Source organism: Paenibacillus gansuensis (genome assembly GCF_042684925.1).
Lineage (GTDB): Bacteria > Bacillota > Bacilli > Paenibacillales > DY6 > Paenibacillus_N > Paenibacillus_N gansuensis.
The window spans coordinates 550,840-565,753 of the sequence record NZ_JBHUME010000002.1 but is presented as its reverse complement, the minus strand read 5'-3'; the positions used below and the strand labels follow the sequence as shown (position 1 = coordinate 565,753).

At 51.6% G+C, this 14,914-nt stretch carries 8 protein-coding genes and 1 pseudogene; 5 read left to right on the top strand and 4 right to left on the bottom strand.

The genetic code is table 11. The annotated features are described in order from the left end of the window. The first annotated feature begins 250 nt into the window (after positions 1-250). The 4 genes from ACFSUF_RS02640 to ACFSUF_RS02625 all read left to right on the top strand — a co-directional run bounded on the left by ACFSUF_RS02640 (position 251) and on the right by ACFSUF_RS02625 (position 9,556). Positions 251-4,441, top strand: coding sequence for a sugar-binding protein (locus ACFSUF_RS02640; RefSeq protein WP_377599819.1), 4,191 nt, complete (start codon positions 251-253; stop codon positions 4,439-4,441). 208 nt (positions 4,442-4,649) lie between these two features. Continuing rightward, positions 4,650-6,821 carry a carbohydrate-binding protein gene (locus ACFSUF_RS02635; RefSeq protein WP_377599817.1) on the top strand — a complete coding sequence of 724 codons (2,172 nt, stop codon included), beginning with the start codon at positions 4,650-4,652 and terminating at the stop codon, positions 6,819-6,821. A gap of 172 nt (positions 6,822-6,993) precedes the next feature. Then, positions 6,994-9,000, top strand: a complete 2,007-nt coding sequence (locus ACFSUF_RS02630; protein ID WP_377599815.1) for a beta-galactosidase trimerization domain-containing protein — start codon at positions 6,994-6,996, stop codon at positions 8,998-9,000. A 142-nt stretch (positions 9,001-9,142) separates the two neighbouring features. Then, entirely contained in the window at positions 9,143-9,556 is a 414-nt protein-coding gene (locus ACFSUF_RS02625; RefSeq protein WP_377599813.1) for a YtxH domain-containing protein, read from the top strand. 95 nt (positions 9,557-9,651) lie between these two features. On the opposite strand, the gene ACFSUF_RS02620 is transcribed toward ACFSUF_RS02625, so the two are convergent. From ACFSUF_RS02620 to ACFSUF_RS02605, 4 genes and pseudogenes are all read right to left on the bottom strand, one after another. Beyond that, positions 9,652-10,203 (bottom strand): NAD(P)H-dependent oxidoreductase, encoded by a 552-nt coding sequence (locus tag ACFSUF_RS02620; RefSeq protein ID WP_377599812.1) that lies wholly within the window; start codon positions 10,201-10,203, stop codon positions 9,652-9,654. Beyond that, positions 10,200-10,373: pseudogene (locus tag ACFSUF_RS02615) on the bottom strand (ester cyclase); the annotation flags it as partial. The pseudogene ACFSUF_RS02615 and the gene ACFSUF_RS02620, both read right to left, overlap by 4 nt. Before the next feature lie 110 nt (positions 10,374-10,483). Beyond that, positions 10,484-11,407, bottom strand: a complete 924-nt coding sequence (locus tag ACFSUF_RS02610) for a DMT family transporter (RefSeq protein WP_377599810.1) — start codon at positions 11,405-11,407, stop codon at positions 10,484-10,486. A 150-nt stretch (positions 11,408-11,557) separates the two neighbouring features. Next, positions 11,558-13,801 carry a glycoside hydrolase gene (locus tag ACFSUF_RS02605; RefSeq protein WP_377599808.1) on the bottom strand — a complete coding sequence of 748 codons (2,244 nt, stop codon included), beginning with the start codon at positions 13,799-13,801 and terminating at the stop codon, positions 11,558-11,560. Positions 13,802-13,940: 139 nt separating this feature from the next. On the opposite strand from ACFSUF_RS02605, the gene ACFSUF_RS02600 reads away from it, so the two are divergent. Continuing rightward, positions 13,941-14,801, top strand: a complete 861-nt coding sequence (locus tag ACFSUF_RS02600) for an AraC family transcriptional regulator (protein WP_377599806.1) — start codon at positions 13,941-13,943, stop codon at positions 14,799-14,801. Positions 14,802-14,914: the final 113 nt, after the last annotated feature.

Here is a 14,914-nt window from a genome sequence, read left to right as displayed (position 1 = left end):
TCCCTCCAGTACGTGATAGTAGAATCGTATCAAGAATGGATGAGGGCTTTAAGAAGCAAATCTAAAGATTTAAGATACTTTGTTTACGAGTTTTCCAGTCCGGGCAGTCCCGTCCAAGAATGGGTTAACAGGTTATCTTTTTTATTAATGAAGTATCATAGGAACCGGATGCGTTCTCCCTTAAGATGAAACTGTTCACTTGCCTGAGAGCTTAGGCGGGCAGGAACGATTTCGATGGGAGGGGAATCAGGTGGGTAAGAAGCAAATTGCAATGGTTTTGGTATTTCTTATGATGTTTTCCGTTTGGAACGGATGGCGGGGGGACGTTCAAGTCCTTGCTGAGACCGGCTCAGAAACGAAAGCGCTTACGGGCGTTGCTTACACCGAACAGTCCACGGGCTTTACGATCGATGGCAAGCTGGAGGAAGCAGGCTGGAATCCGGCGGAAGAGGCAACCCATTATACAGTGGGGACGGCTTCGGACAATGTCGCGGCGTTCGACACTGCCTGGGATGAGACTAATTTATATGCCGCTGTAAAAGTTACGGATCAGGATATCGTCAACAAAGGGAATGCCAATTTGTATGAGGATGATTCCGTCGAACTTTTTCTCGATGGGGATAACGGAAAGAAGTCGGCTTATGATACGAATGACTTCCAGATTTTTATCCGGTCCGATAACGCGGTAAAAGTGACCAGAAACAATGCGGCTGTTACTTTGGACGGACTGGAAACCGCTGTCTGGATCGGGGAAGGGGGCTATACGGTAGAAGTAAAAGTACCGTGGAACAGTCTCGGCGTCACACCTTCACAGGGCCGTTTCGTCGGGTTCGATCTGTCCAATAACGACAATGACGAGCCGTCCGGCCCGGCCGGCCGTTCCGCATCCCTCAGCTGGCATGCATCCGCTAATACCAATTGGAGCACGCCGTCTACCTTCGGCACCCTGCTCCTGACAGGGGATACGGATCCTCTCGTTTCTTTGGAGGGAACTGCCGTGATGGAGGATGTATATGCCGGCCTGGAAACGGATCAAGTTTGGGCGGCAGGCAGCAACACGGTTACGATGGGATCTGTCAACAACCAAGACTACCTATATATTCGCGTCCATGTAGCGGACGAGGAAGTGAACAGCGATGATGCCGTGCACCTTTTTATAGACGGGGATCACAGCAGATCGTCCGCTTATGACGAACATGACCGGCATTTCATCGTTGCCAGCGGAAGTCAGGACATTTGGGAAGCGGGTGGACGTTCCACTGCGGGTGTATCCGTACATACTGCACGGGTATCCGACGGATATGGAGTGAGTTTAGCCATCCCTTGGACTCTGTTGGACATTAATCCGAAATACAGGTCAGTTCTTGGATTTGACGCGGCGGTTGCCGATTCGGACGGCAGAGGCACTGCGACCTCTTATTGGTCGGGAGATGCAGAACATGTTACGGGTACGGCCGCATTCGGAATCCTTCTTGTTGAAAACATGAATGTGGAAAAACCTCCGTACACCGGGCCGAAAGGGACGTTTACCGACGAAACCGAGGACTTTTCGAAAGTGTTCGAAAAGGGAAGCCGCGTTACAATTGAGAACCAGCGGCTGGATACAACCGCGAAATTCAATAATGGGTGGGCGGAGAACCAGTTTGTTACCTATAAGTCCCCTGGTTCGGACCTGCTCTCCTTTGCGGTGGATGCCGTTGAGACCGGAGGATTTCATCTGGATTTATACGTTTCTCCGGACAATGGTAGTTATACGAAATTAATCGAAGGAGTTCACTATAAGAAAATGATTGTAACCCCGGAGTCCTCTCCGGAGTGGTACGCGAGAAATCGGTATGAATCGCTGAACCTGCCCCTGCAGGCCGAATTTTTAAAAATTGTGTTTACAACGGGCAGCTCTGACGGCTATAAATCGTATATTTCCACGGTAAACATCGATTACAAAATGGATTATACCGGTCCCAAGACAGCTGTAATCGACGAGACGAATGATCTTAGCAAGGTCCTTGCCAGTTCGTTCATTTATGTTACAGAAAACTTGAACTGGTATGACCTGACACCGAAGTTCGCTGCATGGGATGCGGGGGCATTTGTGAAGTATAAGTCACCGGCCGGCGATGTGCTGAACTTTGAGATGGAAACGGCGGAGCTGGATTCACCGGACCCCGCCTTCCGTTTATATGAATCCGCCGATGACGGGACCTACACCGAAGTAGCTATGAAGGCTGAATTAGTAGACGGTGCCAACAGTGAAACCGGCTGGTTTGCCAAAAAGAAATACAGCGCGGACAGATTCAAATCCGGAACCAGATATATACGGATCGATTATCAGACGCTCACGGACCATTGGAAGGCTTCTATTGCTTCTTTACGTTTCGAAGCGGTCAAAGAGAACAGCGTTCCTGCCGCAGTACAAACTCAATTCGCTGCTGCGGAAATCAACACGCAGACTGCAGGCGCAGTATCGGCCAGCGATGCGGACGGGGACGCGCTTGCTTACACGGTGAAGACACAGCCTTTGCATGGTACAGCGCTGGTTGCCGACGCTGCATCCGGAAATTGGAGCTACACTCCCGAACAAGGGTTTACAGGCAATGACCAGTTCGTGATCGGCATATCGGACGGATTCGGGGGAGAGACGTCCGTACTGGTTACGATCCTTGTTCACGATGCGCCCTCCCGGTTGAACTATTATGTCGACAGCGCTGCGGGGCTGGACAGCAATGACGGCCTTGCCGGGACCTCCGCGTTCCGGACTCTTCAGAAGGCGCATGATGTCTCCAAACCGGGTGATACGATTTATCTAATGAACGGTACTTACACGGATATTGGAAAGTCGGGCGATGACGGGGCGCTGCTCTCCATTACCCGTTCCGGCAGCCCTGATGCTTACATCACTTATCGAAACTATCCGGGCCATAAGCCTTTGGTTTACGGGAAGGGCAATATCGATAACGTGATAGCGGTGCATGCTTCTTACATTACCATTGAAGGCTTGGAAGTGGCCGGAGGGAATGACAGCATCACGTACGAGGAGGCTTACGCCAGATACGAAGTGGTACGTCCGGTTGTAGTCGATCAGACTTGGGATGCCGACTGGGATTGGGTGAGGGAAACGAATACAAGCGGCATCGGAATTGCCCCGTTAAAGGGAACGACGATAGTCCCGCATCATGTGCAGATCCGCGGAAATATCGTGCGGGATTTGCCGGGCGGCGGCATCGGGACCGGCCATGCCGACTATGTCACGATTGAAGGCAATGAGGTGTACGGCAATGCGAAGTGGACAATTTGGGCGAACAGCGGCATCTCTGTATATCAGCCTCAGGATGTCGACACCAATACAGCGGATTACAAAATCATCATTCGCAACAATATTTCCCGCAACAATGAGACAACGATACCTTGGGTAGTTATTGGAGATTATTCCGACGGCAACGGGATTATCATCGATGATGCGGAACATTCCCAGGCTGCGGTCAAGTATCCTTATCGGGGCAAAATTCTAATACAAAACAACTTGTCCTACCGCAACGGGGGCTCCGGCATACATGCGTATCACAGCAGCAACGTGGACATTATCAACAATACAGCTTACCGGAATTCTCATAGCCCGCACTTGAATTATGGGGAGATCTTCGCCAACTCCAGCCGGAACGTAAGGATCATGAACAACATCATGGCGGCCGGCGGCGAGAACATCAACGGGGATTATAACAATCAGAATGTTCTGTATCAACATAATTTGTACCACAACGGAACGGTGATCGTCGAAGGGGAGCACACGGTAAAGGCGGACCCTAAATTCAGGGATGAGCAGGCGGCGGATTTCCGCTTGCAGCCGGATTCTCCGGCTGTCGATGCAGGTACTGCTTCCGGTGCTCCATCCGTCGATTTTGCTTATCAACCCCGTCCCGTGGGAACAAGCGTGGATATCGGAGCCTATGAATATGTGCCTCCCGTTCCTACCGATGAAACGCCGCCCATGGCTCCGGTGTTACGGGCAGTAAACCAGTCCGCAACCAGCGTGGATCTGGCATGGGATGAATCTACCGATAACGCAGCAGTAGAGGGGTATGTTGTTTATCAGGATGGCGCCGCCATTGCAACTGTTACCGGAACGACGTATACTGCCGCAGGACTTGCGGCGGGGACGACATATAAATTTACCGTGAAGGCAAAAGACACGGCAGGATTGCTGTCTCCTGCCAGTAACGAAGTGACCGTAACGACCTTAACGGTCCCGGGTCCCGGGAATCCGGATCAGCCGGGAGGTAAGCCAGGCGGCAAACCGGGCGGTAAACCGGGCGATAAGCCAGGCGGCAAACCGGGCGGTAAACCGGGCGGAAAACCGGGCGATAAGCCAGGCGGCAAACCGGGCGGAAAACCAGGCGGTAAACCAGACCATAAAACGGACCATCCAGGGACGGAGTCCGAGTAGTCAACCAGGCGGATACTCTGATCCGGTTAATAGAATTTCCGATATCTTGAAAGAGTGGCGTTTTGCACGCCGCTCTTTTCTTATAAGCTTATGGTAAGCGCTTTCCTTACTTGTCTTACCGAAAGCGCCCCATCTACAAAGGAAAGGAGGCGTCCAGATAGGCTGGTAAGAAACGTGCTGTACCCCATTTTGTATAGGAGGGAATCTTTTGAAAAGAAAAGACGGTAAGCTTTACAGGCTGTTGCAAGTGTTCCTCGCCCTTATCATCATTGCTGGGCTGCTGCCGGTGACACCTTCAGCCAAGGCGGCGGGCGTGAATTATTATGTCAGTCCAACCGGCTGCGATACATGCAGCGGATACGGCACGTCCTCAACGACCCCCTTCAAAACGATTCAAAAAGCAGCTGACCTGACCAATCCCGGGGATACCGTCTATGTCATGAACGGAACCTATTCGGAGACTGTGGAGGGGCAGGCGAACTTTGTCGTTAAGCGTTCCGGCAGTGCGTCCGGCGGATACATTACTTACAAGGCGTATCCGGGCCATCGTCCGAAATTGAAGGTGGCGGGAGTCTGGAACCATATTCTGGTGACAGCTTCTTATATCAAACTGGAAGGCTTCGAGATTGAGGGTCCGAGCGAAAGCATTACGTACGATCAAGCGTATGCGCGTTATACGTATTACCGCAATGCAAAAACCTCCAACAATTGGTCCGGTTTCGACTGGAACTATCTCGGCCAAACCCAAACGGGAGGCATCTTCGTACGGCCGGACAATGGGGTAACCAATCCGCCGAACCCGCACCATATTGAGATTCGCAGTAACCTCATATACAACTGCGCCGGCGGCGGCATCGGAACCGAAAAGGCGGATTATGTCACCATTGAGGACAACATCGTGCATCATACGGCCAAATGGTCGGTTTACGCCAACAGCGGCATTTCCGTGTTTCACCCTCAAAGTTACGACACGAATACGGGATACAAGATCTTTATCAGGCGAAACATCAGCCATCATAATGAAGAGCTGATTCCTTGGGGTGAAACGGGGGATTACTCCGATGGAAACGGAATTATTATCGACGATACCAAGAATGAACAGATTTCCGGGACGCCTTATAACGGCAAGATCCTCGTTGAGAACAATATTGCTTACCGCAACGGAGGCTCCGGCATTCACGCAATCCAAAGCCGCAATATCGATTTTGTGAATAACAGCACCTATAAAAATTCGCAAAGCCCGCATCTGAATTACGGGGAGATGTTTACGCTGTTGTCCGACAGCATTAACTTCCGTAATAATATCCTTTACGCGAACGGCGAGAATGTAAATACGCAGTATAATGATTCCGGTATCAGCTATGATCACAATATTTTTTATAATGGCACGATCCTTGTACCAGGGTCGAATAACATTACGGCTGATCCCAAATACGTAAACCCCGAACAGGGCGATTTCCGTCTGTTGTCCGGTTCTCCGGCCAAAGACAGCGGTACGAACTCGCTTGCCTCCACTCAGGATATCTATTTAACTTCAAGGCCGCAGGGCTCGGGCATAGACCGGGGAGCAGTGGAAGTAACAGGCGTGATCCCGAATGATCTGATTCCGGGCAAGGTGGAGGCTGAGAGTTACAGCTCCATGTCCGGAGTGATCAAAGAGACTGTTTCCGATACAGGCGGCGGTCAAAACGCGGGTTCCATCGACTCGAACGACTGGATGGATTATACCGTCCATGTTCAACAGCCGGGTACCTACAAAGTGGAGTATAGAATCGCCAACAACAATGCTTTCTCGGCGCAGCTTCAGTTGAAATCGGGAGGTACGACTCTCGGGACTTTGAGTGTGCCGGTAACGAATAACTGGCAAAACTGGCAGACGATTCAGCACAATGTGACACTCAGCGCGGGAACGCAAATCATTCGGCTACATGCCGGCACCGGAGGGTTCAATTTAAACTGGCTGACGTTCACAAAAGTGAGCGGGGCGGAGATAGCGAAGACGGGGTGGAGCGCATCCGCATCCGCGGCCGCTTCCTACGGCCCGGCAAGCAATGCGATCGATAACGATGCGGCATCCAAATATGTGAACGGCAAGAGCATGGCGGATGGGGACTGGTTCAGGGTGGATATGGGCTCTTCGAAGACGGTAGGGCGAATCCGATTCTCCGTAGATAACGGAAACTATCCCCGCGGGTTGGAGATCTACGTTTCCGATTCAACCGGGAGTCTCGGCGAACCGGTCCATGCGATCCGCACAAACGGCAATGCGGTCGTGGACGCTTCTTTTTACGCCAAAAGCGGCAGGTATGTTACCGTGAAGCTGACAGCATCCAATGCGAGCTGGTGGGAGATTCAGGATTTGAAAGCTTATCAGCCATAAATTGAGCCGCGTTAGGCAGTCCTCAGGCAGAGGGCTGTCTTTTTTAAATAGTTAATACTATTGCATTTATCTTAATTTCGTTGCGTTCAAAGTGGGGAGGCCGTCAAGTAAGATATAGCTATGCATGGGCAGTAAAACGTTATGAATGATAGATCAGAAGGAGCGAATACAGTTGCAGCGAAACCAAGAGATGCCTTTTAGGCAGATTCATCTGGATTTTCACACTTCGCCTTATATTCCGGGTGTAGGGGCGCATTTTGATCCCAAGCAGTTCATTTCCGCGCTGAAAGAAGGGCACGTCAATTCGATTAACCTGTTCGCCAAATGTCATCACGGCATGTGCTATTATCCGACGAAACTGGGAACGGTACATCCGCATTTGACCTTTGATCTGTTCGGGGACATGGTGAAGGCTTGCCGCGAAGCGGGGATCGGGGCTGTGGCCTACGTTCCTGTGGGCTGGGAGGAGGACGCTGCGGAAAAGCATCCGGAGTGGCTTCAAGTGGACCGGGAAGGGGTGCTGGGCGGAAAAAAACCTTTTGAAACGGGTCATTACACATGGAGGCACCTATGCCATAACAACGATCATTATGTGGATTATGTCCTCGCTCAAACCAAGGAGATTCTGGACGCATATGAGATCGACGGCTTCTGGTACGATATTATTTTTCATATAGGCTGTGTGTGCGGTACCTGTCAAAAAAGTATGAGAGAACTTGGTTTGAATCCGGAACGGGAACAGGATGTATTGCAGCACGATTTTATGTCCCTGAAAAAGTTCCGCGAACGCGTAACCCGCTTTGTACACGCAGTCAAGCCGGACTTGCCTGTCTACTTTAACACCGGCTACTCCGCGGATATTGCCTATACCGATTACAATATTAGAGAAAAAGTCCGCTACAACACGCATATTGAAATTGAGTCCATCCCGTCGGGGTTATGGGGCTACAACCATTTTCCGCTTGTCGCCAACTACCACAACGCCAAAGATTACGAGATTGTCGGCATGACAGGCAAATTCCATAAATGCTGGGGCGACTTCGGAACCTTGAAGAACAGGGCCGCTCTGGAGTACGAGTGCTTCCGCATGTTGGCGTATGGGGCCAAGTGCAGCATCGGGGACCAGCTCCACCCATCCGGGCGGATGGAAGAGGCGGTCTACCGGCGAATCGGTGAAGTATACCGCAGTGTGGAAGAGAAAGAGCCATGGTGCGCGGGCAGCAGAAAAATGGCGGATATCGGCGTTCTTACCGCGAATCCGGATCTTGCCGATAAGCATGCCATCCACCACTCGGATGAAGGCGTTATGCGTATGCTAATGGAACTGCATCAGCCGTTCGACTTCCTGGACAGCCTGGCAGATTTGACTCCATACAAGCTGATTATCCTTCCGGATTCCGTGGCATTGAACGGCGCTTTGGCGGAGAAGCTGGAACGGTATGCGGAACAAGGCGGTGCCGTGCTGGCAACGGACCGGTCCGGTCTGGATCTGGACGGTAACGATTTTGCCACCAGGCTGTTTGGCGTCACTTATGAGGGTCCTGCCTTATACGCGCCGGATTACCTGCGATTGACGGATTCGTTCCGCGCGGCGATCGAACCAATGGATTATTGTTTCTACGAGCAAGGAACGGCCATTGCAGCAGAAAAAGACAGCGAGGTGCTGGCCTACGCCGTCCATCCGTACTTTAACCGGACACACGACCGGTTCTGCTCGCACTGCCAAACACCGCCCGATCTGGATGAGGGAGGTCCGGCTATCGTTAGAAACGGCAGGATCATTTATATTTCCAAGCCGATTTTTAAAGATTACATTGTCAGCGGAACCAAGGTGTACAGGGATGTGATTGAAAGATGCCTGGAGCTGCTTCTTCCCGAACCGCTGGTCCGCTCCACGCTGCCTGCGTCCGCCGAGGTTACTGTCCGAAGACAAGACGCACAGAATCGAGAGATCCTTCATGTCATCCACTATATTCCTCAGAAGAAATCCAAGGAAATGGAGATTGTCGAGGAAGTCCTGCCGCTATACGGCCAGCAGGTACGGGTCCGGCTCTATCGCCGGCCTAATAAAGTCTATCTCGCGCCGCAGCTTGATGAATTAACTTTTTCTTATCGGGATTCCTATGTAGAGTTTATCATTCCGGAGATATGGGGCCATCAGATGGTCGTCATGGAGTGACAGGGCCGAATATTCACGGTGTTTCTTTGCACGTTGCCGGCTCCATCTATCCCTCATCATGTTCTATCTTGCTGAATGTCTTTTGAATTCATGAAAATGTGGGTAAGTACTAGAGAAGACATTCACGAGAGGAGAAATGAACATGGACGCCCAAACAAAGAAGACATTAGCCGTAGGTGCAGTAGCGGGTGCAGTTGTCGGTGCAGGTGTAGCCGTTCTTTTTGCTCCGCAGAAAGGTCAACAGGTACGCGAGAAACTCGCCGGAGTCGCTGACATGGTCAAGGAAAAAGGATCCATGCTGAACGAAACGGGCCTGGAGCTCGCCGGCAAAAGCCAGGAAGTCGCAGGTGTCATCAAAGATTCCCTCAGCGTGTTCAAGGAAATCAAAGACGAAGTGACTACCGCGAAGGATGATATTAAGACGGAGATTCAGAACTTCAAATCAAGTTCCAGCCCGGGCGAGGGTCTGAACGGAGCTGGTAATCCCAGCACAAGTTCCGGCAGGAGCTCCGATACTGGTTTAGTTCAAGAAGATAATAAGATTCCTTATATGTAAGAAAAGAAAAGCCTGCGGCCTCTTCTTCGGAAGGGCTGCAGGTTTTTTTGAAATAGCAGAAGGATCTGTTATCCGGTTCACTTTGCCCCAATGGATTACAAACTCAACACGTTCTTCAAATGGCCGGTCAGACCGTCCAGAAACCGGTCTACCTGCGGGTTGGAAATGACATCATAGCAGGCATATCCGGGCAGGGTCTCCATGCCGCAATAGATATGGGTGCGATGCAGGTGAACAAGCGCTTCATCCGGAGTGATCCCTCCGAAAAATTGCGAACGGTCTTCAAATGCTTCTTGAGGAGCGTTCCATGTCGTGGAGAAGAAGTACTTTTTCCCCTTTAAGAGGCCGCCTTCCCCATACCGTTCGCTTCCCTCAAAGAAAATGCCGTACGCGAACACTTCGTCCATATACGTTTTCATGAGTCCCGGCACGCTGAACCAATACACGGGCGTCTGATAGATTACGACATCGGCCCATAGGTACTTGTGCTGTTCCTGCTCGATGTTATAGCCTTCCTGCACAAAAGTCGTCTGCACCCGGTTATCTGCTTTTAGTTGATTTACCATATGTTCGGTCAAGGTGCGGTTTAATTTGCCTTTTGCCCCTTCGTAGGACTGATGCCCGTCAACAATTAGAATATTCTTCATCTGGATCCCCCCTGTATAGCCCCAATCTGCTGCAAAAAGGACAGATTATCCTCCAAGTGCCAGTCCTCCGCAATTTTGCCGTCTTGGATTCTTAGAATATCAATCGCGGTAAAACGGATCGGTTTCCCGGAAGGCTTGGTGCCCATAAAGGTCCCGGTAGATTTTGTTGTAGTTTGCATTGTTATTTCCTCCAATGTCAGGACGTATTTCTTTAATATATTGCCCTGATATGGTAAAAACATGTAAAAAGGAGCCGCATAGGCGACTCCTGATCAAGGTGTTACCCTTTTGCTCTCCCAGCTGGAATCCTCCGAGAGTACCCCGCTTTGGCGGGCATGGTTTTTCGGTTTGCAATATACACCCCCCCAAGTATGAATGCCAATCCGGCCAGCAGACTCCAATGCAGTTCCTCCCCGAGCAGCGAAGCGCCCCATAATATCGCCGTAACCGGGACGAGATACGTCACATTCGTTGCAAACTCCGGGCTGCCGCGTTGGATCATGAAATAAAATAACACGTAAGCAACACCCGAACCGAGCGCACCAAGTCCGAACAGCAGCCCCCATACTTCCGGGGAAGCCAGCGGTGCGAAACTTACGTCTTCGAGCGTGAATGCGGCAATGCCGCTTCCCACCACCCCGCATAGCAGCGTGCCGAACGTCGTCTGGTACATAGAAAGCCCCGTCAGATAACGCTTGGACAGCTGTGCAGACAGGCCGTAACAGAGCGTCGCGGTTACCATAGCGAAAAATCCGACCGGATCCACGGAAATAATCGAAACGGGATTCACCCTGAGCAGGATGAGCAGCCCGACCGTCGCAATGGCCAACCCGACCCCTTGCGTGCGGCGGAAGGGGTTGCCGAACAGGACCACACCAGTAACCAGCGTCCAGATCGGCGTTGTGGCATTCAGCACCGAAGCCATGCCGCTCGTCACCCTGGTTTCGCTAAAGGCGATCAGCGCCCAGGGGAGCGTCGTATTGAGCAGCCCCGCAGCGATCATGGGAACCCACGGAAGGCGGGTTACCTGCAAAGGCTGACGCAGCGCAACCATAATACCCGATATGACAATCAGCCCCGTCCCCGACCGAAGCAGCGCAATCGTCAGCGGATCGAAGTGATGCAGCAGCATTTTGATAAAAAAGAAAGAGCCGCCCCAGATGAGACTGAGCAGCACTAAAGCGCCGTACAATTTGCGAGACATTTGCATTTCCTCTTCTCTGTGAATTTAACCAATGGTTACATTATACGGGAGGTTGGGTTTGGGGGGAAGGTTTTGACTAAAGCCGATGATGCAATTATTACAGAAATGAAAAAAGCCGATGCTCGGCACCGGCTTCGTTACGTATTCCCTTCAATACTTCATCACCAGCGTCACAACAGAGAGCGGAGGGACTGTAAAGGGTTCCCCTTGGGCACATAGAACAGGTTTCAAGTTACAGTCCGGCTCATCAGAAGTAATATATGCAGTGATACTTGCTATTTGCATACCCGCAACATGTAAAAGCAATGGTCGCTCGTTACAGGTGTCGTTGACTGCGACGGCGATCACGCTTTGGTTGGTTTCATCGATGTAAGCTGACGCCAGGAAGCCGGTACTGTGTTCCGGCCCTGTCAGGGCGACTCGCCGTGAGCCGGGGCGGATGAATTTGCTGAAGTTTCCTAAGGCCCAGAGCATTTTGGATTCAATGATGTTCTCCGGATCGCCGGGCTGGATCCAGTCGGTGTAGAGCAGCCCGTCTTTGAAGTCGAAGTTGCCCGGGGAGACGGACAGCCACCAATGCCAAGCGGCGGAATGGAGGATGGTTAAGTCCAAATGGACCAATTTTGCCAACCACAACGCCGGGGTCATCCCGTAGTCACGGGTTTGGCCGTTGCCTCTGCCGATGAAGCAGTATTCCGTCTGCCAGTAGGCGTGGTCGGGGTAAGCATCCAAAGCCTTCCGGGTCCGCCTGCGGAGCGGGACAGCCTCCTTTTCAAAGTTATCCGAAAAATAGGAATGGCCGCAGATCATTTGCGACAGCTTCGCACGAACCTCTTCATTGCCGTACAATTCATCGAGGTAGCCAAGATCGGTAAGGTGCCCGATGGTTGCTGCTTCAGGAGCTGCGATGCGGACAGGAAGATGCCTATCCTGAAGTTCATCATATAAGGCATTAATAATACGGATCATATCGTCATTGCTGGAGCGGTTGCCCTCTTCGTGTGCATTGTCCCACGGCCAGCCAGGTTCATTGATAGGGCATATATAATCAAAAGGCAGGTTCTCCTCATCCCTGAAATGCTCAAGAACGTCAGCGAGAAAGCGGGCATAAGGCCGTTCGTATCCTTCTTTCAGGTTGGTTGTATCCGGTCCGGCCGCGGGGCGGGTTCTGCCGTTCTTCGTCATCCAGTAGGGAGGGCTGTGGGTAAATGCCGTAAATTCCCGGACACCGCGCGCCTTGGCGGCCTGCATCATCCATTGCTGCCCGGCCTGCCTAGTCCAGTCATAAGGACCGTTTGCCTCCTCTTGGAATACTTCCACCCGTCGGAACGGATCGTGAAAATCCTCCGCGTCTACGATCGTACTTCCAGCGCCGATGTAAAAGCGGAAACCCGACAAACCAATGCCTTTGTCTTGCGAATACAACAAATCTGCGATCCGCGATTTATGTTCCTCCTGCCAATGCTCCCCGATCGGGTCGATCGACCAGCCGCTGGAGGCGCCGAAGCTTTCAATGGCCTGAAAGCGGCGGGCAGTAGCGATAAAAATTTGGGTGACCATGGCAGCTGCCGACGAAACGGCAACGCGGTCGATGGCGATGCTGCGGCCTGTCCCTGAGGTTTCACCGGTTACAGACGCAATTAGACGGTGTTCTGCCTGAGGTAGCGGTTCACTTGTATAAAGCAGCACGTTTCCTCGCGTTGTCTCCGAGCGGCAGTCCACCGTCAGAGGCGGCCCGTCATCAACCGAGATCAACATGATCCCCTGATCGGGACCCGTTCTGCCATAAAGCTGCACTTGTATACCCGTAAATGCGAATGAGATCTCAGCACCAACGTGACCGGACAGGAGAACGTCGCCGCCGTAACTATCATCACATTCCTCCTGTCCCCAATGGTCCGGATTATAATTCAGTTCATTCATGCCCGTACCAGCTGTACTGGAGCTAATATCGATCACGCTGCATGGGGCAGCCATGCGAACGGCGAACCTGTCTATCGTTACGGCTGTCCCGCCGGAGGATGGATGTTTGGTTCCTGTCACCCGTATCATAATTTCGTGTAGCCCCTCGGCAAGCTCCCGGCTCCTATAAATTAAAGACTCTCCGCTGATCTCAGTAGAGTAATAGTCCACAAGCTCTTCCTGCCTGCCATCAATGCAAACGGAAGCTATGCCGCAGTCGGGGCCAAGAACTCCGTGCAGACTTATCTCATGTCCGGCAAAACGCACCTTAGCCCAGGCGTCCGCGGTATCCGAGATGTGCATATGCCGGTTAGTGCAGTGAGGGGACTTAACATAGTCCCACTGGTAGTCGTTCCCGATTCGCTGGTACTGCACCTGATGAATGCCGGTGCCTATCTGTTCGTCGTCGATATTGAGTTCATGTCCGCGCATAAAAGCACCCCGTTTCCCTGCAGAAATATAATTGAGCGTGTATATTTCTAATTCTATCGTAAGTGCTTTCTGGATAAAATGGACTTGTGATGCACTCTTTTGCACGCAAGTTGCCAAATGGACGGGAGGATGATGAAAGTTGTTCACGCCAGGATTGAATCGGATAGAAGCGTTCAATTACGGAATCGGCACGGGTGCGTTGGAACTGACACATTGCGGATACGAGAAATGCGAACCGCATTTCGTCTGCCACACCCATGTGCGGAGCTGTTTCCTGATACATTGCGTTATCAACGGCACGGGTTGTTTTACCCAAGACGGCTGTACGCGGATTGTCGGTCCCGGAGAACTTTTCGCGATCTTTCCAGGCCATCTTGTCGCGTATGAAGTGCTCAACGCGGATCAGCCGTGGGAATTCTGCTGGTTCGGTTTTAGCGGCAACGAGGCGGACAGCTTGCTGGCCGCAGCGGGATTAACCGCTTATGATCCGGTCGTCAAGCTTAGGGCGGAACGGCAGGAACAGCTGGCGGCAGCTATCAAACAATGTGTGGAGGATATGCGCGGACACAAACAGGTTTCCAACACGTTGATCCGAAGCCATTTGTACAAACTGATGTATCTGTTAGAAGCTGAAGAGAACATAGCAAAACCGCCGGTTCCTCCTTACCATTCCAACGAACGCTCCGAAACTTATTTTCGCAAAGCGGCGGCCTTTATCGAGCATCATTACAAGCAGCCTATCACCGTCCACGATATATATACGCACTTAAGCATTGACCGCTCCTATGCCTGGCGTATTTTTCAGCAGCACGCTGGCAAATCCCCCCAACAATATCTTATGCAGTACCGGATTGACCGGGCCGCCGAACTGTTGATGCATACCAAGCTGAGTCTCAGCGAAACCGCACAGAGTGTAGGTATTTCCGACCTTTATTACTTCTCCCGATTGTTCAAAAAAATGAAGGGGATCGCCCCTTCGAGGTATGCTTCGATGAATTAGAACCTTTTAAAAGAACTGAATTCATCTTTCGATATCAGAGCTTAGGGCTTTTTTATTTAACATTTTTTGGTATCGATACCACCGATTTGGTTTTGTTCTGCAAAGCATGGTGA